The sequence below is a fragment of the Anaeromyxobacter sp. K genome, from assembly GCF_000020805.1.
In the GTDB taxonomy this organism is placed as follows: domain Bacteria; phylum Myxococcota; class Myxococcia; order Myxococcales; family Anaeromyxobacteraceae; genus Anaeromyxobacter; species Anaeromyxobacter dehalogenans.
The window spans coordinates 1,474,347-1,494,520 of sequence record NC_011145.1 but is presented as its reverse complement, the minus strand read 5'-3'; the positions used below and the strand labels follow the sequence as shown (position 1 = coordinate 1,494,520).

18 protein-coding genes are annotated in these 20,174 nt (G+C 75.2%); 3 read left to right on the top strand and 15 right to left on the bottom strand.

The features are described 5' to 3' along the window. Positions 1–9: 9 nt before the first annotated feature. From ANAEK_RS06610 to aspS, 4 genes are all read right to left on the bottom strand, one after another. Positions 10–915, bottom strand: a complete 906-nt coding sequence (locus ANAEK_RS06610) for a hypothetical protein (RefSeq protein ID WP_012525374.1) — start codon at positions 913–915, stop codon at positions 10–12. A 96-nt stretch (positions 916–1,011) separates the two neighbouring features. After that, positions 1,012–2,322: a glycerol-3-phosphate dehydrogenase subunit GlpB gene (gene glpB / locus ANAEK_RS06605; RefSeq protein WP_012525373.1), complete on the bottom strand. Its 1,311-nt coding sequence runs from the start codon at positions 2,320–2,322 to the stop codon at positions 1,012–1,014. Continuing rightward, complete coding sequence (locus ANAEK_RS06600) at positions 2,319–3,956, bottom strand: glycerol-3-phosphate dehydrogenase/oxidase (protein ID WP_012525372.1); 1,638 nt, start codon at positions 3,954–3,956, stop codon at positions 2,319–2,321. The genes glpB and ANAEK_RS06600 overlap by 4 nt, the downstream gene beginning before the upstream one ends. A 114-nt stretch (positions 3,957–4,070) precedes the next feature. Further along, positions 4,071–5,882 (bottom strand): aspartate--tRNA ligase, encoded by a 1,812-nt coding sequence (aspS, locus tag ANAEK_RS06595; protein ID WP_012525371.1) that lies wholly within the window; start codon positions 5,880–5,882, stop codon positions 4,071–4,073. A 250-nt stretch (positions 5,883–6,132) separates the two neighbouring features. On the opposite strand from aspS, the gene ANAEK_RS06590 reads away from it, so the two are divergent. Further along, the gene (locus tag ANAEK_RS06590; RefSeq protein ID WP_012525370.1) at positions 6,133–6,354 is read left to right on the top strand and encodes a YHS domain-containing protein; all 222 of its coding nucleotides are present in this window, start codon (positions 6,133–6,135) and stop codon (positions 6,352–6,354) included. Positions 6,355–6,508: 154 nt separating this feature from the next. After that, a complete protein-coding gene (locus ANAEK_RS06585) occupies positions 6,509–7,519 on the top strand; it encodes an MDR family oxidoreductase (protein WP_012525369.1) in 1,011 nt (336 codons plus the stop codon). Positions 7,520–7,558: 39 nt separating this feature from the next. Here the strand turns inward: ANAEK_RS06585 and recJ are convergent, their stop codons facing one another. After that, a complete protein-coding gene (recJ, locus tag ANAEK_RS06580) occupies positions 7,559–9,280 on the bottom strand; it encodes a single-stranded-DNA-specific exonuclease RecJ (RefSeq protein WP_012525368.1) in 1,722 nt (573 codons plus the stop codon). 175 nt (positions 9,281–9,455) lie between these two features. Between recJ and ANAEK_RS06575 the strand changes: the two genes are divergently transcribed. Further along, entirely contained in the window at positions 9,456–10,154 is a 699-nt protein-coding gene (locus tag ANAEK_RS06575) for a hypothetical protein (protein ID WP_041454038.1), read from the top strand. A 66-nt stretch (positions 10,155–10,220) separates the two neighbouring features. Here ANAEK_RS06575 and ANAEK_RS06570 read toward each other — a convergent pair whose 3' ends face one another. The 10 genes from ANAEK_RS06570 to ANAEK_RS06525 all read right to left on the bottom strand — a co-directional run bounded on the left by ANAEK_RS06570 (position 10,221) and on the right by ANAEK_RS06525 (position 20,138). After that, positions 10,221–10,592 (bottom strand): response regulator, encoded by a 372-nt coding sequence (locus ANAEK_RS06570; RefSeq protein WP_232288386.1) that lies wholly within the window; start codon positions 10,590–10,592, stop codon positions 10,221–10,223. A 328-nt stretch (positions 10,593–10,920) separates the two neighbouring features. Beyond that, the gene (secF, locus tag ANAEK_RS06565; RefSeq protein ID WP_012525365.1) at positions 10,921–12,129 is read right to left on the bottom strand and encodes a protein translocase subunit SecF; all 1,209 of its coding nucleotides are present in this window, start codon (positions 12,127–12,129) and stop codon (positions 10,921–10,923) included. Then, entirely contained in the window at positions 12,129–13,970 is a 1,842-nt protein-coding gene (gene secD, locus ANAEK_RS06560) for a protein translocase subunit SecD (protein ID WP_012525364.1), read from the bottom strand. Before secD ends, secF begins: the two co-directional genes overlap by 1 nt. Beyond that, entirely contained in the window at positions 13,971–14,318 is a 348-nt protein-coding gene (gene yajC / locus ANAEK_RS06555; protein WP_012525363.1) for a preprotein translocase subunit YajC, read from the bottom strand. Between the two features lie 141 nt (positions 14,319–14,459). Beyond that, positions 14,460–15,623 (bottom strand): tRNA guanosine(34) transglycosylase Tgt, encoded by a 1,164-nt coding sequence (tgt, locus tag ANAEK_RS06550; RefSeq protein ID WP_012525362.1) that lies wholly within the window; start codon positions 15,621–15,623, stop codon positions 14,460–14,462. Between the two features lie 31 nt (positions 15,624–15,654). Further along, the gene (locus ANAEK_RS06545; RefSeq protein WP_012525361.1) at positions 15,655–16,275 is read right to left on the bottom strand and encodes a PilZ domain-containing protein; all 621 of its coding nucleotides are present in this window, start codon (positions 16,273–16,275) and stop codon (positions 15,655–15,657) included. Positions 16,276–16,347: 72 nt separating this feature from the next. Then, on the bottom strand, positions 16,348–17,385 hold the full coding sequence (gene queA / locus ANAEK_RS06540) for a tRNA preQ1(34) S-adenosylmethionine ribosyltransferase-isomerase QueA (protein WP_012525360.1): 1,038 nt from the start codon (positions 17,383–17,385) through the stop codon (positions 16,348–16,350). 7 nt (positions 17,386–17,392) lie between these two features. Then, positions 17,393–18,268 carry a SpoIID/LytB domain-containing protein gene (locus ANAEK_RS06535; protein ID WP_012525359.1) on the bottom strand — a complete coding sequence of 292 codons (876 nt, stop codon included), beginning with the start codon at positions 18,266–18,268 and terminating at the stop codon, positions 17,393–17,395. Positions 18,269–18,276: 8 nt separating this feature from the next. Next, complete coding sequence (locus tag ANAEK_RS06530; protein ID WP_012525358.1) at positions 18,277–18,933, bottom strand: DedA family protein; 657 nt, start codon at positions 18,931–18,933, stop codon at positions 18,277–18,279. Continuing rightward, positions 18,930–20,138: a KamA family radical SAM protein gene (locus ANAEK_RS06525; RefSeq protein ID WP_012525357.1), complete on the bottom strand. Its 1,209-nt coding sequence runs from the start codon at positions 20,136–20,138 to the stop codon at positions 18,930–18,932. The genes ANAEK_RS06530 and ANAEK_RS06525 overlap by 4 nt, the downstream gene beginning before the upstream one ends. Positions 20,139–20,174: the final 36 nt, after the last annotated feature.

The window sequence follows — 20,174 nt, the reverse complement described above, 5'->3', positions numbered from 1 at the left end:
GCGTCGAGTCTAGCAGCCGGGCGTGCCGGGCGCCTGCGGCGCGCCGTCCAGGACCGGGCGCGCGGCCCCCCGCGGCGGGGCGTCCCCGGCCAGCGCGGCGCGCAGGATCGCCACCTCGTCGCGCGCGGACATGAGCCGGAAGCCGGCCTCCGCCAGGCGGGCGCGCGCCGCCGGATCGCGGGCCAGCGCCTCGCAGGCCTCGACCAGGCGCCCGTACTCCGCGAACGCCACGCCTTCCTCGAGCGCGCGCTCCTCCGCGGCGTCGGCGCCGCGCTCCGACACCACGCAGCGGCGGTTCGCGAGCAGGTAGGACACCCGGACGATCTCGAACACCTTCGCCTCGTAGAAGTGCACGTTCAGCACCACCCGCGCGCGCGCGATCCGCGCGTCCCGCGCGGCGCCGTACAGGCCGAAGGCGGTCTCGACCGAGAGGCCGCGCGCGCGCAGGGCCTCGATCACCCGCGCCCGCCGCGGGTTCATCGAGCCGTAGAAGAGCACGTCCACGTCCTCCGGCGCGGGCGGGATCCGGCACAGCCCCGGCACGAAGCCGATGGGCACCACGCGTGGCGCCGGAAGCCCGAGCATCGCGTACCGGGCGGCGTTGCGCGGGCTGTAGTCCCACACCTCGTGCGCGGCGAGCAGCGCGCGCACCGGCGCGGTCAGCCAGGGTGACCCGGGATCCACCTGCTCGAGGTTGTAGAGGATGGCGTCCTTCGCGAGCGGCTGGCGGACGTGCGGCAGCAGGTTCGCGCCGAGCACGATGGGGCGGCGCCCGCGCGGCGCGGGGTCGGTGCCGAGGACCGCGTCGTGCCCGAGCGCGCCGAGCGCCGCGTGGAGCGTCTCGGCGACCTCGCGGAACGCGGCGCTGTGGACGTAGCCGGGGGGAGAGACGACGGAGACCGCGTAGCGCGCCATGCCGGCGGCGGATGCACGCGGCGCGCCCTCCGACGTCCGCCACGATCCCGCGGGGTTCCGCGCGCGCGCCAGGGACGTGACGCGCGCGCGGCGGCGCTACCCGCGGGCCGCCGCCGCGCGCCCGGCCAGCCAGCCGGTGAGGATGGCCACGCCCAGGCCGCTGCCGTCGCTCGCGTGCTCGTGACCGCCCACCAGCGCGCCCGCCGCGAACAGCCTCGGGTGGACGGGGCGGCCGCGCCCGTCGAGCGGCCGCAGCGACGGATCCACGCGCAGCCCGGCGGAGAGCAGCGGCTGGGGCGCGCGCCGATCGCGCACCGTCAGCGAGGTGGCGGGCCGGCCGGACAGGTGCACCCCCGCGTCGCGCCCCTCGGCGGCCTCCACCGGCAGGCCCATGGCGCGCTCCGCGAGCGCCCCGTGGCGCACCAGCCCGCCGCCCAAGAACCGGCCGGTGGCGAGCACCCAGCTCCCCGCCAGGATCGCCGCCTCGCCCACCTCGACCCGGTCGCCCGGCGCGCCGCCCGCGGCCCGGAGCTCGCCGGCGAGCACGGTCACCCCGGCGCGCGCCAGCCGCGCCTCCAGCGCCGCCTGCAGCCGGAGCCCCGGGACGCTCGGGACGTCCGAGAGCGTCTCCGCCACCGGCACGCCCGCCGCCGCCGCCACGCGCTCGGGGACCCGCGCCGCGGGCGAGAGCCCCAGCACCGGCGGGAGCAGCACCGCCGCGGCGCCGCGCGCGCCGTTCGCGAGCGCCGCCCGCAGCCGCTCCCCCAGCCGCTCCGCCTCGCCGGGCGGCTCCAGCGCGCGCGCCAGCTCGTGCGGGCGCGCCCAGGGATCGAGGCCGGGCAGGTCCACCTCGAGCTCCCGCACCTCCGGGCCGCCGCGGCCGGCGTGGCGGCCGAGCCCGTCCGCGACCAGCGCCGCGTCGAAGCCCAGGTGCCCGCGGAGCCCGGCCACCGCGAGCGGCCCCGCCACCGCGAGCAGGTCGCCCGGCTCGGCCGCGCGCTGGCAGGTGGCCGCGGCGACCACCTCGCCGGTCGGCGTCGCGAGGAAGCGCGGGCGCTCCAGCATTGGCGCGAGCAGCGGGTCGAGCGCGCGCACCGCGAAGTCGAGCGCGTCCGGGAGCAGCACCAGCCCCTCGCCCACCGCGGCGTACGGGTGACCGGGCCGCTGCCGCGCCAGGCGCCGCGCCGACTCCACCGGCCCGCGCCGCCACGAGAGCGGATCGCCGGGGAGCGCGGACAGGTCCGGCGCCACGCCCACCGCGCCCGAGGAGAGCGCCGTCGCCCCGGGCGCGCGACGGACCAGCGCGACCTCGCAGCCCGCCGCCCGCGCCGAGAGCGCCGCCATCGCGCCCGCCATGCCGCCGCCCACCACCAGCACGTCGGCCCGCACCGTGCGCGACGCGGTCACGGCGCCTCCCACGGGCCGCACCCGCCGCGCAGCAGCTCCTCGGCGGCGAGCTGCGCGCCGTCCAGCACCGGCCGCCGCTCGCGCCAGCCCTGGTCGAGGAGGTCGGAGAGCTCGGCGCGCACGCGCTCCGGCGGCCAGGACAGCTCGCGCCCGACGAGCTGCGCGCCCACCCGCGCGCAGTCGAGGCCGCCGCAGGCGCCCACCGAGAGCCGGCAGCGGCGCCGCAGGTCCTGGAGGCGGCGCACCTGCTCGTGGCGCGCGCAGTAGACCACCTCGGCGGCGAGGATCGCCTCGTCGCGGCACAGCACCAGGCCGAGGCGCCGGTCGTCGCGGATCATGGCGCAGATCTCCCGCGCGCGGCCGCCGTGCCGGTACACCAGCCGCGCCGCCACCGCCGCGGCCACCGGGAACTCGCGCGCCAGCGCGGCCGGGTCGGGCACCTCGTCGCCGCCGGGCAGCGGCTCCTGGTGCGTGCGGCAGGGCGTGACCGGCCGGCCGAGCAGCGCCTCGATCCGGTCGGCGGCCTCCTCGGACTGGGCGCGGTACGAGGCGAGCTTCCCGCCCACGATGGAGAGCAGCCCGGCCGCCCCGTCCGCGGCGCCGTCGAGCAGCTGGTGCTCGCGCGAGAGCGCGTCCTCGTTCGGCCCGTACGCGTACAGGGTGGTGCGCAGGCCGCACCAGGCGCGGGTGATCCGCGCCCGCCGCACGCCGGGGACCAGGGAGGCGGCGCCCTCCAGCAGGTACTCCACCTCGTCCTGGGTCGCCTCGAGGTCGTCCGGGTCGCCGTACCAGTCGTCGTCGGTGGTGCCGACGATCGACTCGTTCTCGTGCGGCATGAGGAACATCTGCCGCCCGTCGACCGCGGTGCAGATCACGCCGTAGCTGGACCAGCGGCGGTCGAGCGTGAGGTGCACGCCCTTGCCCGGGCGCATCGGCACCCGCACGCCGCTCGCCCGCGCCAGCGCCGGGGACCACGCGCCGGCCGCGTTGAACACCACCGGCGTGCGCGCCTCGCCCTCCTCGCCGGTGAGCGCGTCGCGCCAGCGGACGCCGCGCACCCGCCCGCCCTCGACGAGGAGCTGGCGGACCTCGGTCCAGGTGCGCAGCTCGGCGCCGTGCGTGCGGGCGGAGAGCGCGTTCAGCACGCAGAGCCGGAACGCGTCGATGCCCCACTCGTCCAGCGTCACCGCGCCGTGCAGGCCGGGGCGCAGGCCGGGCTCGAGCCGGTACAGCTCCTCGGCGGTCAGCCGGGTGGAGGGCCTCCCGCGCTTCAGCGGCTGGTACTGGTCGTAGGTGCCGACGTAGACCTCGGTGGCGTACCAGGCGGCGCGCTCGGCGAGCGTGGCGGCCTCAGCGCGCGAGCCGAACGGCATCAGGAACGGGATGCGGAACAGCAGGTGCGGGGCGATCCGCTGGATGAACCCGGAGTCCCGGCAGGCCAGCTCGGTGACCTTCCGGTCGGAGAGCATGTACCGGATGCCGCCGTGGATCATGCCCGAGCTGTTGCCGCTCGCGCCGACCCCGAAGTCCGACTTCTCCAGCAGCAGCACCCGCAGCCCGCGCATGGCGCAGTCGCGGGCGGTGCCGGTCCCGTTCACGCCGCCGCCGACGATGATGACGTCGTGCTCGCCCATCGCGCGCGCCCCCGGCTCCGGAGCGTAGCCCGGACCGGGGGCGCGGTCGCGCGAAAGGTGAGGCGCCCTCGGGCGCGGGGCCGCGGCGGCGCGCCGCGGGCCGGCGCGGCGCCGCTACTTCGGCTCGTACGTGCTCTTCACGTACAGCTCGCGGAGCTGGCGCGCGTCCACGTCGCCGGGGGCGCCGGTCATGAGGTCGGTGCCCTTCTGCGTCTTGGGCCAGGCCACCACGTCGCGGAGCGACTCGGCGCCGGTGAGGAGCATGACCAGGCGGTCCATGCCGAGCGCGATGCCGCCGTGCGGCGGCGCGCCCATCTTGAGCGCGTCGAGCAGGAAGCCGAACTTGCTGCGGGCCTCCTCGTCGCTGATGCCCATGGCCTTGAACACCCGCGCCTGGACCTCGGGGTCGTGGAGGCGGATGGAGCCGCCGCCGATCTCGAACCCGTTCAGCACCAGGTCGTACCGGTAGCAGTTCACCTTGCCCGGGTCGCTCTCCAGGAACTGGAGATCCGAGTCGTGCGGCCGCGTGAACGCGTGGTGCGCGGCGGCCCACTGGCCCGACTCCTCGTCGTACTCGAACAGCGGCGGGTTCACCACCCACAGGAAGCGCCAGGCGCCGCCCGAGCCGTACTCGGGGATGAGGCCCATGCGCTTCGCGAGGTGCACGCGCAGGTTCGCCATCACCGTGTGGACCACCGAATCCTTGCCGAACTGGAACAGGAGCAGGTCGCCGGGCTTCGCCTCGCAGGCCTCGTTGATCGCCTGGCGGAGCGCGGGGGTGATCGTCTTCGCGAGCGGCGACTGGGTCCACTCGCCGCCCTCGCCGACCTTGGCGCGGGCGAGCCCCTTCGCGCCCATGCCCTTCACGTACTCCTCGAGCTTGTCGATCTCGGTGCGCGAGAAGTTCGCCGAGGCGGGCACGCGCATCGCCTTCACGATGCCCTTGCCCTTCACTGCCTCGTGCATGAGCGGGACGCCGCCGCCGTCGTGCTGGCGCACCAGGTCGGTGAGCACCACGTGCGGCATGTCGAAGCGGAGGTCGGGCTTGTCGTTCCCGTACTTCGCCATCGACTCCTCGAACGGCATGCGCTGGAACGGGCGCGGGATCTCGATCCCGAGCACCTCCTTCCAGAGCTTCACCACCAGCCCCTCCATCACGTCGAACACGTCGTTCTGCTCCACGAACGACATCTCGACGTCGATCTGGGTGAACTCGGGCTGGCGATCGAGCCGGAGGTCCTCGTCGCGGAAGCAGCGGACGATCTGGAAGTACCGGTCGAAGCCCGCCATCATGTAGAGCTGCTTGAACAGCTGCGGGCTCTCGGCGAGCGCGTAGAACTTGCCGGGGTTGAGGCGCGAGGGGACGAGGAAGTTGCGGGCGCCGCCCGGGGTGTACTTCACCATGAACGGCGTCTCGAGCTCGAGGAAGCCCCCGTCGGTGAAGTAGTTGCGGGTGAGGTGGTTCACCTTCGCGCGCGTCATGAGCGTCCGCTGCAGCGGGGCGCGGCGCAGGTCGAGGTAGCGGTACTGGAGCCGCTTCTCCTCGCCGGTGTCGATCTCGTCCTCGATCTGGAACGGCGCCGGCTCGGAGCGGTTGAAGATCTCGAGGTCCGACGCGTGGACCTCGATCTCGCCGGTGCGGAGCTTCGGGTTCACGTTGCCGCCGCGCGAGACCACCTTGCCGCGCACGCCGACGCAGTACTCGAGCCGGAGCTGCCCGGCGAGCTCGTGCACGTCGGGGCGGACGTCCTCCTCGAACACCACCTGGGTCAGGCCGGCGCGGTCGCGCAGGTCGATGAACACCGCGCCGCCGTGGTCCCGCCGGTTGTTCACCCAGCCGAACAGCACGACCTCCTTGCCGATGTCGGCCTTGGTGAGTTCACCGCAGGAGTGGGTACGCTTGAGCTCGGTGATGAAGCGCGGCAAGGGAAGGGCCTCCGGACGTGGGGAAAGGCAGCTAACACTGCGGAACCTCAGGCGTCAAGGACGACCGCAGCCCTTCCGGTGCGCGTCGCCGCCGGGTCTCCCCGGCCGCTCGAGCATGTGGAAGTTGCAGCCCGGACCCTGGAATTCCTGCAGGGCGCCGCGCCGCGGAGCGGACGCGGGCCCGGCCGGCGGCGCGCCCGCCGGTGGCCCCGTCGTTGCAGTCGCGGATCCCCGGGGAGGGAGGCATCGCATGGACGCGGACCAGGACGGCGTCGGGATCGATCCGGTGTGCGGGCGGCCGGTGCTCGAGGAGGACTCCGAGTCGTTCGAGTACAAGAAGCGCCGGTACTTCTTCTGCTCGCGCCGGTGCCGGGAGCGGTTCGAGCGGCACGCCGAGCGGCTCCACGTGGGCGAGCTCGCCAGGATGGGCGCGCTGTTCGGGGAGCGCCGCGATCGCTGGGGGGTCGCCTGACCGGCGCGTGGCCGGATTCCCCGGGATGACGGGCGCATGCGCCGGGCGGCGCGGACCTCCCTGATCCGGGCACTGGACCCCTCCGGTGGGCTGGACGCAGGATGGCGGTCCCCTCGCCTTCCATCGCCCTCCCCTCGCCCCCGGAGATCCGCCCATGCCCGCGCCCTCGCTGCCGCAGCGCTTCCGTGCCTTCGTCGTCCGGGAGGGCGACGGCGCCCGCTCCGCCGGGTTCGAGGAGCTGCCCGCCTCCGCGCTGCCCGAGGGCGAGCTGACGGTCGCGGTCCGCTACTCCAGCCTCAACTACAAGGACGCGCTCGCGGTCACGGGCAAGGGCAAGGTGATCCGGAAGTTCCCCATGGTCCCGGGCATCGACCTCGCCGGCACCGTGCTCGAGTCCCGCGATGCGTCGTTCCAGCCGGGCGACGAGGTGCTGGTGACGGGCTGGGGCATCGGCGAGGCCACCTTCGGCGGCTACGCCGGCCTGGCGCGCGTCCGCGCCGCGTGGGCCTTGCCGCTGCCGCGCGGCCTGACCGCCCGGCGCGCCATGGCCGTCGGCACCGCCGGCTTCACCGCGGCGCTGTGCGTGGACGCGCTCGAGGACGCCGGCGTGCGCCCCGGCGGCCGGCCGGTGATCGTCACCGGCGCGGCCGGGGGCGTGGGCAGCGTGGCCGTCGCGCTGCTGGCCCGCGCGGGCTACGAGGTGGCCGCCTCCACCGGCCGCCCCTCGGAGCGCGCCTTCCTGGAGTCGCTGGGCGCCGCGCGCATCGTGCCGCGCGAGGAGCTGGCCAGGCCGGGCACGCGGCCGCTCGAGTCGGAGACCTGGGCGGGCGGCGTGGACGCCGTGGGCGGCGCGGTGCTGGCGAGCGTGCTCCGCCAGACCGCCTACCGCGGCGCGGTGGCCGCCTGCGGGCTCGCCGGCGGCACCGACCTGCCGATCACGGTGCTCCCGTTCGTGCTCCGCGGCGTGCGCCTCCAGGGCGTGGACTCGGTGATGGCGCCCGCGGCGCCGCGCGCGCGGGCCTGGAGCCGCATCGCGCGCGACCTCACCGCCGACCGGATCGACGCGCTCACGACCGAGATCCCGCTCGCGGAGGTCCCTGCCTGGAGCGAGCGGATCCTAGCGGGGCAGGTGCGCGGGCGCGCCGTGGTCGCGGTCGCGCCCTGAACGGCGGTCCGTGAGCCGCGGTCACCTGCGGTGTGCGTCTCAGCGCGCGGGTCGCAGGTCCTTGAGCTTCAGCTGCAGCCGGCGGGTGCCGTCCCACTCGTCGAAGCCGATGGTGAACGCGGCGTCCACCGGCCCGCCGCACGCCGGCGCGCGGTCGCCCATGCCGAAGCCGATGGCATCCAGGCCGCGGCCGAGGGCGAGCTTCAGGTGCGCGCCGCCCGCCCCGACCGTCCGCGCGCGCGCCGCGGCCCCGCGCAGCGCGAACACCGGCTCGGGGTGGCCGGCGCCGAACGGCCCGAGCCGGCCCAGCGCCTCGGCGGCGTCCTCGGTCACCTCGGCGTCGCCCACCCAGCCGTCGATCCGGCAGCGCGGCACCAGGTCCTCGTCGGCGATGGTGGCGGCGGCGTGCGCCTCGAACGCGGCGCGGAACGGCTCGACCTGGGCCCGCTCCACGGTGACGCCGGCCGCGTGGCGGTGGCCGCCGAAGCGGGCCAGGTGTCCCGAGCACGCGGCGAGCGCGTCGTAGAGGTGGAAGCCCTCGATCGACCGCCCGCTGCCCTTCCCGGCGCCGTCCTCCAGCGCGATCAGCACCGCGGGGCGGTGGAAGCGCTCGACCACGCGGGAGGCCACGATGCCCACCACCCCGGCGTGCCAGCCGTCGCGGGCCAGCACCAGCCCGCGCGCGCCGGCGGCCACCCGCGCCGCCGCGTCCGCGAGCGCCTGCTCCAGGATGCGCCGCTCGATCTCCTGCCGGGCCTGGTTCTCGCGATCCAGCTCGTCGGCGAGCGCCTGCGCGGCGGCCGCGTCGCCGGAGAGGAGCAGGCGCACCCCTCGTCCCGCGTCGTCGAGCCGGCCCGCGGCGTTGATGCGGGGCGCGAGGCGGAAGCCGACCTGCCCGGCCGTCACCGGCGTGCCGTCCGCGATGCCCGCCACGCGCTTCAGCGCCCGCACGCCGGGGCGCCGGCTGGTCGCGAGCTGCTCGAGCCCCCAGCGCACCAGGATGCGGTTCGCGCCGACGAGCGGCACCACGTCGGCCACGGTGCCGAGCGCGACGAGATCGAGCGCCTCCTTCAGGTTCGGCTCGGGCCGGGCCGGACCGAAGCGGCCCCGCTCGCGCAGGCGCCGCCGGAGCGCCATCGCGAGCGCGAACGTCACGCCCACCGCGGCGAGGTCCTTCGACGGGTAGCCGCAGCCGGGCTGGTGGGGGTTGAGGATGGCCGCGGCCGCCGGCAGCTCCACCGGGACGGTGTGGTGATCCACCACCACGGTGTCCAGGCCGAGCCCGGCGGCGACGCGCACCTCGTCCACGCTCGTGATGCCACAGTCGAGCGTCACCAGCAGGCGAACGCCCTGCCCGGCCAGGCTGCGGACCGCGTCGCCGTTCAGGCCGTAGCCCTCCACCAGGCGGTGCGGGGTGTACGTGACGACGTCGGCCCCCGCCGCGCGCAGGAAGCCGCAGAGGAGCGCGGTCGAGGTGACGCCGTCCACGTCGTAGTCGCCGTAGCAGGCGATGCGCTCGCCGCCCTCGAGCGCGCGCACGATCCGCTCGACGGCGGCGTCCATGCCCTTCATCCGGAACGGGTCGGGCAGGTCGGCGAGGCGCGCGGCCAGGAACGCCTCGGCCTCGGCCGGATCTGCATGGCCGCGCGCGGTCAGCACGCGCGCGGCCAGCGGGTGCAGGTCCAGGGCGCCGGCCAGCTGCGCCGCCCGCGCCGCGTCCACCGCCGCCTCCACCCACCGCTTCCCGGTCGCGCCCGACACGGTCCGCTCGGTAGCACGCCGCCCTGACAGGGCGGCGGCCGGGCGCAGGGATGCGGCCGCGGGCGCGAGGGCTCGCGCGCCCGCAGGCGGTGCGGCGCGCGCTCCGGGCCGCGAGCGGGCCCGTGCGCAGGTTTCGGGCCGCCGCGCAGGATGCGCGCGAGAGACGGGAGGCTGGATGAGGCACGCAACGAGATGGATCCTGGCCGGCGCGCTGGCCGCCGCGGGATTGGGCGGCGCGTACGCGCAGAGCGGCGGCACGGGCGGCGCCGGGAGCGGGGCCGCCGGCACGGCGGGCACGGCCGGCGCGCCCGGCACCGCCGGGACGGGCACCGGCGCCGCGGGAACGGACACGACCGGCACGGGCGCGACCGGGACCACCGACGGCACGGGCGCGTACCCGCCACCCGCCGGCACCGACACCGCCGGCGCCGGGACCACCGGCACCTCTCCGGCGCCCGGCGGCACGGGCACCGGCAGCACCGGGACCGGCACCGACGGCACGGGCACGTACCCGCCGCCCGCCGGCAGCGACACCACCGGAACGCCGGGCGCGGGCACCGGAACCGGCGGCACCGACATGGCTCCGCCGCCCGCCGGCACCGGCACGGACTCGACGGGGACCGGGACCCCGGGGACCGGGACGAACGGGACCACCGGCACCGGCACCTACCCGCCGCCGGCCGGCACCGGCTCGGACGCGGCCGGAGCGGGGACCAGCGGGACCGGCACGAGCGGAACCACCGGCACGGGCACCGCTCCACCGCCCGCGGGCACCGGGACCGACACGAACGACGCGGGCACCACCGGCGGCGCCGGGACGGGGAGCGCCGGCACCGGCGCGCCGGGCACCAGCACCGGCGGCGTCCAGCGCTGACGGCGCCGCGCCGCGGCTGCCTCCATCACGGTCCGTGAATGGGAGGCGGCCGCGGTCGCGCGCGGATCACGACGCCGCGCGCCGGCGAGCCAGGGCGGCCTCGATCGCGGCGACCAGGCGCGCCGGGTCGAAGGGCTTCTGCAGGAAGACGTCCGCGCCCGCCCGGCGGAACGCCTCCTCCGCGTGCTCGTCGCCGGACATGCCGACCAGCACCGGGTGGTGCCGGCTGGGCGCGTCGTGAACCGCGCGGATCACCTCGCCGCCGAGGCGCCCGGGGAGGCGGTGATCGACCACCCAGACGTCCGCCGGCGGGAGATCGGCGAGCTGGAACACGCCGGCCTGCGCGGGCAGTCCGATCACCGCGTGGCCGAGCTGCCGGAGGACGTCCACCAGCAGCTCGCGCAGGTCCGCGTCGTCGTCGATGACGACGATGCGCAATCCCGCCGTGGAACCGCTCGCCCCCATGCCGCATGGATGCGCGCTCCCCACCGATACGCGAACCCCCCGCGCGGGGTCGCTCGTGGTGATTGCGCAATCGGTGGTGCGCCGATTTCACGGTGCGGCCGCGTCGCCGGGTCAGCTTCACCGTGGGTATGCGACCCGCCGCCGCGCCGCGCCTGCGCTCGCCGCCGGCCGCATCGAGCGGGTCCCGCCTACGGGGGCCTTCTTGGCGACCGCGGTGGCGGCGCGCTGGCCTCGCGCCCTCGAACGGCGAAGGGCCCCCCGCTGGCGCGAAGGGCCCTCCGGAACCGCTGCCGGCGCGCGGCTACTTCGCGGTGCGCGCCTGCGGCTGGGCCGCGCCGGCGCCGCCGGCGGCCTTCGCCTTCGCCCGCTTCTTCTCGGCGCGCTCCTCCAGCCAGATGGTCATCGGGGCGGCGATGAACCAGGTGGAGTAGGTGCCCGAGACGATGCCGAACAGCATCGCCATCGAGAAGTCGAAGATCGTGCCCACGCCGTAGACGAGCAGGCCGATGAGCGAGAGCGCGGTGGCGAACGAGGTGAGGAACGTGCGGCCCAGCACCTCGTTGATGGAGAGGTTCACGATGTCCGAGAGGCTCCGGCCGCGCAGCTTGGCCTGGTTCTCGCGGATGCGGTCGTAGATGACCACCGTGTCGTTCACCGAGTAGCCGACCACCGTCAGGATCACCGCGATCGAGGTCAGGTTGAACTCGCGGCCGCTGATGGTGAAGTAGCCCATGGTCATGATCGCGTCGTGCAGCATCGCGATGACCACGCCCGGGCTGAAGCGGAAGTCGAACCGCAGGCCGATGTACACCACGATGAGGCCGATGGCGTACAGGATGGCCTTCAGGCCCTGCGCCTGGAGCTCGCGGCCGGCGGCCGGGCCCACGTACTCGACCCGGCGCACGTTCGGCTGCGATTCCCCCAGCTGCGCCTTCAGGCCGGCCTGGACGTTCTCCTGGATGCCCTGGGTGATGACCGCATAGGAGCGCGTCCCGGCGGTGAGGCCCTGCTCCTCCCGGACGTCGCGCACCTTCACGCCGGCCGCCTCGACCGCCGCCCGGACCGCGGCGGCGTCCACCGCGCCCGAGAACTGGAAGTCGATCTTGTCGCCGAACTCCGGGTTGAACGCGAAGCCCGCCACCGGCAGCTTCGTCTTCACCGCGTCGGCCACCCGGGCCACGTCCGCCTCGGTGAGCAGCGAGATGCGCTCGACGCGGATGAGGAACGTGTGCTCGGCCTCGGCGCCGTAGGTCTGGACCGAGGCGCCCTTGAAGCCCAGGTCCTCGACCGTCTTGCGGATGTCGGCCGGATCGACCGGCTTGCCGAACTGGACCTCCATCTCGGTGCCGCCCGCGAAGTCCACGCCCATGTTCAGGCCGTGGACGAACGGGAGCGACCACAGGATGATCGCCAGGTTCACGACCAGCGAGAGCGCCACGGCGATGTGGCGCTTGCCCACGAAGTCGAACTTCGTGTCGTGGGGGATGATGTCGAAGGTCTTGAATTGCATCAGACGCTCAGGCGCGCCGTGTCGTGGCGCGTGAAGTACTCCATGATCACCCGGGTCACCACGATCGACGTGAACATCGAGGCGACCAGGCCGATGATCAGCGTCACCGCGAAGCCGCGGATCGGCCCCGACCCGTACTGGAACAGCACCACGCCGGCGACCAGCGTGGTCACGTGCGAGTCCACGATGGTCCAGAACACGCGGTCGTAGCCGAGCTGCACCGACTGCCGCACGTTGCGCCCGGCGCGCATCTCCTCGCGGATGCGCTCGTTGATGAGCACGTTCGCGTCCACCGCCATGCCGAGCGTGAGCACGAACCCGGCGATGCCCGGCAGCGTCAGCGTGGTGCCGATCATCGACATGACCGCCAGCACCAGCAGGCCGTTCAGCGCCAGCGCCACGTCCGCCACCAGGCCGGTGCCGCGGTAGTAGACGACCATGAACACCACCACCAGCGCGAGGCCGACCAGCGCCGCGAGCGTGCCCTTGCGCACCAGCTCCGGCCCGAGGGTGGCGCCGACGGTGCGCTCCTCGGTGATGGTCACCGGGGCGGGGAGCGCGCCGGCCTTCAGCACCAGCGCGATGCCGTTCGCCTCGTCGAACATGTCCTGCTGGTTGCGGCCCGAGCCGAGCGTGATCTGGCCGTTGGAGGAGATGCGGCCCTGGATGTAGGGCGCGGTCTCGACCTTGTCGTCGAGCACCGTCGCCATCCGGCGCCGCATGTTCTCGGTGGTGAGCTTCTCCATCAGGCGCGCCCCCTCGGGCGACATCTTGAAGGAGACCACCGGGCGCCCGCGCTGGAGCGTGTCGGACTGGTCCACGGCCACCGCCGCGTCGGCGATGTAGTCGCCGGTCAGCTCGGTCTTCGCGCGGAGCAGGTAGGTCCGGTAGTAGGTGGTCTTGATGGGGCCCTGGCCGACCTGGCCCTCGCCGATGCCGATCACGTTCTTCTGCGGATCGAGCAGCGGGTTCAGCTTCTCCGAGATGACCTTCTCCAGCTCGGTGCGGGTGTTCGCCGCGACCATGGTGGCCGCGCGCGTGCCGCCGTTCGGCAGCTCGACCGGCTCCACCGTCCAGCAGCCGCTCTCGGGGAGCGGCAGCGACAGGCCCTGGCGGTCGCCCTGGCACTGCGGGAGCTGCCCGCGGACCGGGTCGAGGACCGGGTTCTCGTCGTCGGCGATCTTGAACTCGAGCTGCGCGGTGCGGCCCAGCAGCTCCTTGGCCTTCTCCGGATCCTTGAAGCCCGGGAGCTGGACCTGGATCTGGTTGTTCGCCTTGGTCTTGATGTCGGGCTCGGTGACGCCCCACTTGTCCACGCGGTTGCGGATGACCTTCTCCGCCTGCTTCACCGCCTTCTCGCGGAAGTCGCGGAGCACCGAGTCCTTGAACGCGAAGCGGACCGCGCCCTCCGGCGCGCCGCCCGGCGAGTACATCTCCTCCGAGTAGCCGGAGGAGCCGAGCACCGCGTCCTTCACCTCGCCCGGGTTCGCGGCGGCCACCTCGACCTGCGCGCCACCGCCGACCACCTGCGTGCCGGTGAACGCGACGTTCTTGCCCTTCAGGAACTCGCCGATCTCGTCGGCGCGGCGGGCGACCTTGGTCTTCACCGCCCGGTCGACGTCCACGCCCATGGAGAGCAGGATGCCGCCCTGGAGGTCCAGGCCGAGGTTGAGGTGGTGCTTCGCGTCCGGCGCCCAGCCCGGCACCGAGGTGTCGTACGCCTCGGTGTTCCGCTGGTCGGGCGGGAGCTTGAAGTAGAACCAGCTCGGGACGAGCTGGTAGATCGACAGGATCGCGACCGCCACGACGAGCGCGACGCGCCAGTACCAGGAGCGTTCCATCTACTTCTTCCCCTCCGCCTTGGCCGGCTGGGCCTCCACCTGCTTCCACTGACCGGCGACCTGGCCCTTGAGCACGCGGAGCTTGGTCCCCGCGCCGACGTCGATGGTCACCGTGCGGTCCTCCACCAGCACCACCGTGCCGATGATCCCGCTCTGCGTGACGACCTCGTCGCCCTTCTTCAGCGCGGCCACGAACGACTGGTGCGCCTTCGCCTGCTTCGCCTGCGGGCGGAAGAAGACGAAGTAGAAGACCACCGCGATCGCGATGAACGGCAGGAAGGCGACGATGGGGTTCTGCGCCTGACCGTCGGCGGTCTGCGACAGGAAGGCGTGCAGGACGGGATGCATGGATGTGCTCCGGAGCTCGATCCGCTTGGGTGAGAAAAAGCGCTGTGTTCTAGCGTGATTTCGACGAGGGCCGCAACCCCTTTGTTCCCCGCCGGGGCCCCCGGGCGTGCGCGGCCGCGCGCACCCGGCCGGCGGGCCCCGTCAGCCGTCGCCGTCCGCGCGCCAGGCGGCCAGCCGCTCGGCGCGGAACGCCGCGAACCGGCCCTCCTCGATGGCGCGCCGCGCGTCGGCCATGAGCGACAGGTAGAAGTGCAGGTTGTGCAGGGTGTTCGCGCGGAGCGCCAGGATCTCGCCGGCCTTGAACAGGTGGCGGAGGTAGGCGCGGGTGAACGTCCGGCAGGCGTAGCACCCGCACTCCGGATCGGCCGGCCGCTCGTCGTCCGCGTAGCGCGCGTTGCGGATCACGAGCTTGCCGCGGCTCGTGAACAGCAGGCCGTTGCGCGCGGTGCGGGTGGGGAGCACGCAGTCGAACAGGTCCACGCCGGCGGCGATCCCGGCCAGCAGGTCCTCCGGCGTGCCCACGCCCATGAGGTAGCGCGGCTTCTCGCGCGGCAGGCGCGGCGCGTCCCGCGCCACGCCGTCCCACATCTCGGCCGGCGTCTCGCCCACCGCGTAGCCGCCCAGCGCGTAGCCGGGCAGGTCCAGCGCGGCCGCCTCCTCGATGGCCCGCGCCCGCAGGTCCGCGAACAGCCCGCCCTGCGCGATGCCGAACAGCGCGCAGCGCGGCCCCTCGCGCGCCTCGATCTCGCGCCAGGCGTCGCGGCACCGCACCAGCCAGCGCTGCGTCCGCGCCAGCGACAGCTCGTGGTAGGCGCGGTCGGCGAGCGCCGGCGGGCACTCGTCGAACGCCATGATCACGTCGGCGCCGAGCGCCTCCTGGACCTCGATCGCCCGCTCCGGCGAGAGGAAGTGGCGCGAGCCGTCGAGGTGGCTGCGGAAGGTGACGCCCTCCTCCGCGATCTCGACCAGGCCCGGCCCGCCGCGCTCGCGGCCGGCGCCCTTCTCGCCCAGGCTGAAGACCTGGAAGCCGCCGGAGTCGGTGAGCACCGCGCCCGGCCAGGACATGAACCGGTGCAGCCGGCCGAGGCGCTGGATCCGCTCGTGCCCGGGGCGCAGGTACAGGTGGTACGTGTTCGCGAGCACGATGCCGGCGCCCAGCGCCTGGAGGTCGCGCGGCTCGAGCGTCTTCACCGTGGCGGCGGTGCCCACCGGCATGAACACCGGCGTCTCGATGGTGCCGTGCGCGGTCTCGAGCCGGCCGCGGCGGGCGGCGGCGTCCTCGGCGAGGAGCTGGAAGCGGATCACCGGGCCGGTGTCGCCCGGGCCGCCGGGCCTGTCAAGCCGGGCGCCGCCCCGCGCGCGCCACGCCGGCCACCACGCCGCGCCAGGCCCGGCCCGCCCGCCCCTCGAGGACGAGCCGCAGCCCGGCGCTCCGCTCCACCGCGCCCCCGGGCTGGTTCCAGCACACCACCGCGCGCGCGGCGGGCGCGAACACCCCGCGGCCGAGCCTCAGCACGACCAGGTCGCCGACCAGCGGGAGCTGGCCGGGCCAGCGCACCGCGCAGCCGCCGTCCGAGACGTTCAGCGCGCCGGTGTCGAACGCGCCGCCGGCGTGCTCGACCCGCAGCGGCAGGTCGCACGGGAAGCGCGGCGCCCGCTCCTGGAACGAGACCGGCTCGCCACGCGCGGCGGTGGCGAGGAAGCCGGCCGCCGGCAGCGAGGCGCGGTCGAGCGCGAGGTCCACGCCGGGCGGCAGCGCCGGGCGCCCCATCCGCCGGACCATGGCGACCTTCCCGTACAGGGTGGCCCGGATGGCCTGCCCGTAGATCCCGACCCGCACCGCGACGCGATCGCCCACCCGCGAGTCGGAGAGCGCCGGCACGAAGATCTGCCCCGCCTCCGGCCGCCAGCCGGCCAGGTACTGACCCGGCTCCACGTTGACCGAGACGCTGTGCAATCCCCCGCTCCTCGCCGCCCGTATAGCACACACCGACGCACCTCACGGCGCGCCGGGCGGGACGCGCGGGGCTCAGCGTCTCAGGACGAGCATCGCGTCGCCGTAGCTGAAGAAGCGGTAGCCGCGCGCGACCGCCTCGCGATAGGCGGCCAGCACCCGGCCCTGGCCGCCGAACGCGCAGACCAGCACCAGCAGCGTGGAACGGGGCAGGTGGAAGTTCGTGACCATCGCGTCCACCGCGTGGAACGGGTGGCCGGGGCGGATGAACAGCTCGGTGCGGCCCGGGCCGGCGGCGACGGCGCCGTCGCGCCAGGCGCTCTCCAGCGTGCGCACCGAGGTGGTGCCCACCGCCACGATGCGTCCGCCGCGCGCGCGGGTCGCGGCGAGCTCCTCCGCGGCGGCGGGCGACACCTCGTAGCGCTCGCCGTGCATGCGGTGCAGGTCGAGGTCGTCGCCGCGGATGGGCAGGAAGGTGCCCGGGCCGACGTGCAGCGTGACCGCGGTGCGCCGGATCCCGCGCGCCGCGAGGCGCGCCAGCAGCGGCTCGGTGAAGTGCAGGCCGGCGGTGGGCGCGGCGGCGGAGCCGGGCGCGCGCGCCCAGATGGTCTGGTAGCGCGCCGCGTCCTCGGCGTCCGGCGCGCGGCGGATGTACGGCGGCAGCGGGATGCGCCCGGCGCGGCCCAGCGCCGCCTCCAGCTCGGGGCCCTGGCGGTCCAGCGTGACCCGGTAGAAGCCCTCGCCCTCCACCCCGTCGACGCGCGCCTCGAGGCCGTCGAAGGTGAGCACCGCGCCCTCGCGGATGGGCTTCGAGGCCTGCCCCATGGCCCGCCAGCGCCGGCCCAGCCCGCCCTCCAGCGGCTCGCACAGGAGCAGCTCCACCTTGCCGCCCGACGCCTTGTGGCCGAGCAGCCGCGCCGGGATGACGCGCGTGTCGTTGAAGACGAGCAGGTCGCCCGGCGCGAGCAGCTCCGGCAGGTCGGCGAAGCCGCGGTGCGCGGGCGCGCCCTCCCCCGGCGCGAGCACCATGAGCCGCGAGGCGTCGCGCGGCGTGACCGGCGCCTGGGCCACCAGCCCCTCGGGCAGGGCGAAGTCGAAGTCGGAGAGGCGCACGGTCGGGTCAGTACATGCGCAGCACGTCGGTGCCCGGGTAGTAGTGGCGGAGGATCTCGCGGTAGTCCCTCCCCTCGCGCGCCATCCCGGCCGCGCCCCACTGGCACAGCCCGGCGCCGTGGCCCTGGCCGCGCCCGTCGAACGCGAACCCGCGCCGCACCTCGCGGACGTCGAACGCGAGCGAGGGCAGCCGCGCCCAGCCGAGCCGCTGCCGGAGATCGGTGGCGGCGAGCGTGACCCGCCGCCCGCGCCCGGCCACCTCCACCTTCTCCGCGCGGCCGCTCGCGCTCCGCGCCACCACCCGCGCCGCGGTGGCCGCCCCGCCCACCCCGGCCAGCCGCCCCAGCTCCGCCGCGCCGACCTCGAGCGACCAGCGCACGCGCGGCGCGCGATCGCAGCGCCCGCACTCCACCGAGGCGAGGTACGGGAGGTCGCGGCCCAGCGCCGGCATGCCGGCCTCGGTCCGCCCGCCGCAGGCCGCGTGGAAGTACGCCTCCACCGGCTCCATCCCCTGCACCAGCACCTCGCCGTGCGTCGCGTCCACCGCCGCGCGCGCCTGCGGGCTGGCGCGCCCCGCCGCGAACACCTGGGCGATGACGCCGCTCGCGATGTCCCAGCGCCGGTTGGCCGCCTGCGCCTCCACCTTGCGCGTGAGCGCGTAGCTGCGCGCGGCCACCGCCTGCGCCTTGAGCGCCTCGGGCGGGAAGCTCCCCGGCATCTCGCCCGCCACCACGCCCGCCACGTAGTCCTCGAGCCGGAGCTCCTGGATCTCCTCCGGCTGCGCCCGGACCTGGACCCGGATCAGCTCCTCGGCGCGCGCGGGGACGGCGGCCGCGGCGAGCGCGGCGGCCAGCGCCGCGGCGGTGGCGAGCGGGCGGCGCACGGCGGTCGTCAGCCCTCGTCGGCGGCGGCCGGCACGCGGGCGCGGCGCGCCTCCTTCACCTTGTGCCAGACGAACCAGGCAACGGCGAGCACGCCGGCCACGACGATGACGAGCTCGAAGCGGTGGTAGATCGCCTTGACCCGCGGATCGGTGTGCCACGCCTCGCCGGCCCACTCCCCCACCCACGCGAGCGCGTAACACCACGGGTACGAGCCGACGAACGTGTACAGGACGAACTTGCCCATCGGCATGCGCGACACGCCGGCGGGGAACGCGATGAACGTGCGGATCACCGGGAGCAGCCGGCCCGCGAACACCACCCACTGGCCCCAGCGCTGGAACAGCCGGTCGGCGAGGTCGAGCTCCTTGTGCGAGAGGAGCACGTAGCGGCCGTACTTCTCGATGAGCGGCCGGCCGCCAAACTGGCCCAGGTAGTAGGCCGGGATGGAGCCGACCACGCAGCCGATGGCGCCGGCCAGCGCCGCGCCGTGCAGCGTCATCTCGCCCCGGTACACGAGGTACCCGGCGAACGGCATGATGATCTCGGAGGGCAGCGGGATGCACGCGCTCTCGATGGCCATCAGCAGCACGATGCCGCCGTAGCCCATCGACGAGATCACCGACGTGGTGAACACCGCCAGCGCCTCGATCACCTTGGAGATCATTCGCCCTCGCCGTCCCCGCCCGCCGGGCCGCCTCGCGCGGCCGCGTCGGCGGGGTAGTAGACCGCCTCGTAGGGGCAGGTGCAATCCTGCTCCGGCGGCTCCGGATAGAAGTAGCGCTCGCCGCGCCCGTTGCGGAGCCAGTGGCCCCGCGCGCCCTCCTCGCCTTCCCCCGCGAGGTACTGCGGCTGCAGCGTGACCTTGCCGCCGCCGCCCGGGAGGTCCACCGCCAGGTGCGGGATGGCGAGCCCGCTGGTGTGCCCGCGCATCGCCTCGAGGATCGCCACGCCCGCCGCGAGCGGCGTGCGCAGGTGGCCGGTGCCGGCGGCGAGGTCGCCCTGGTGCAGGTAGTAGGGGCGGACGCGGAAGGTGAGCAGGCGCTCGTTCAGGTCGGTGAGGATGCGGGCCGAGGAGTTCACGCCGCGCAGCAGCACCGACTGGTTCTCGACCGGCACGCCGTGGTCCACCAGCCGCTCGCAGGCCTCGCGCGCCTCGGGCGTGCACTCCTTCGGATGGTTGAAGTGCGTCACCACGAACAGCGGCGCGTGGCGGCGCAGCGCGGCCGCGAGCGCGTCGGTGACGCGCATGGGGTTCGTGACCGGCGCGCGCGTCGCGACGCGGAGCACCTGCACGTGCGGGATGGCCCGGAGCCCCGCCAGGATCCCGTCGAGCTTCTGGTCGGAGAGCGAGAGCGGGTCGCCGCCGGAGACGATCACGTCGCGCACCTCGCGGTGCGCGCGCACCCAGGCGATCCCCTCCTCCACCGCGGCGCGGTCGAAGCCGCCCTCGTCGTCGCTGAAGGTGATGCGCCGGCGGGTGCAGTGGCGGCAGTAGACCGCGCAGCGGTCCACCGCCAGGAACAGCGCGCGGTCCGGGTACTTGTGGACGATGGCGCGCACCGGGCGGTGCGGCTCCTCGCCGATGGGATCGTCGAGGTCGCCCGGCGCGGGCACCGCCTCGGCGGCCGACGGCATGACCTGCAGCCGGATCGGGCAGGCCGGGTGGTCGCGGTCCACGAGCGAGGCGTAGTAGGGCGTCGCCGCCACGCGGGTGTGGCCGGCCGCGAGCGCGAAGCCGCGGCGCTCCGCGTCGGTGAGCGGAAACAGCCGCTCGAAGTCGGCGGCCGTGGTGAGCGCGTGGCGCTGCTGCCAGCGCCAGTCGCGCCACTCGGCCTCGGTGGTGCCGGGGAAGAGCTCTCGCCAGGTCATCGCGGGTGCGGCGCAGGCCTCAGGAGACCGGGGGGG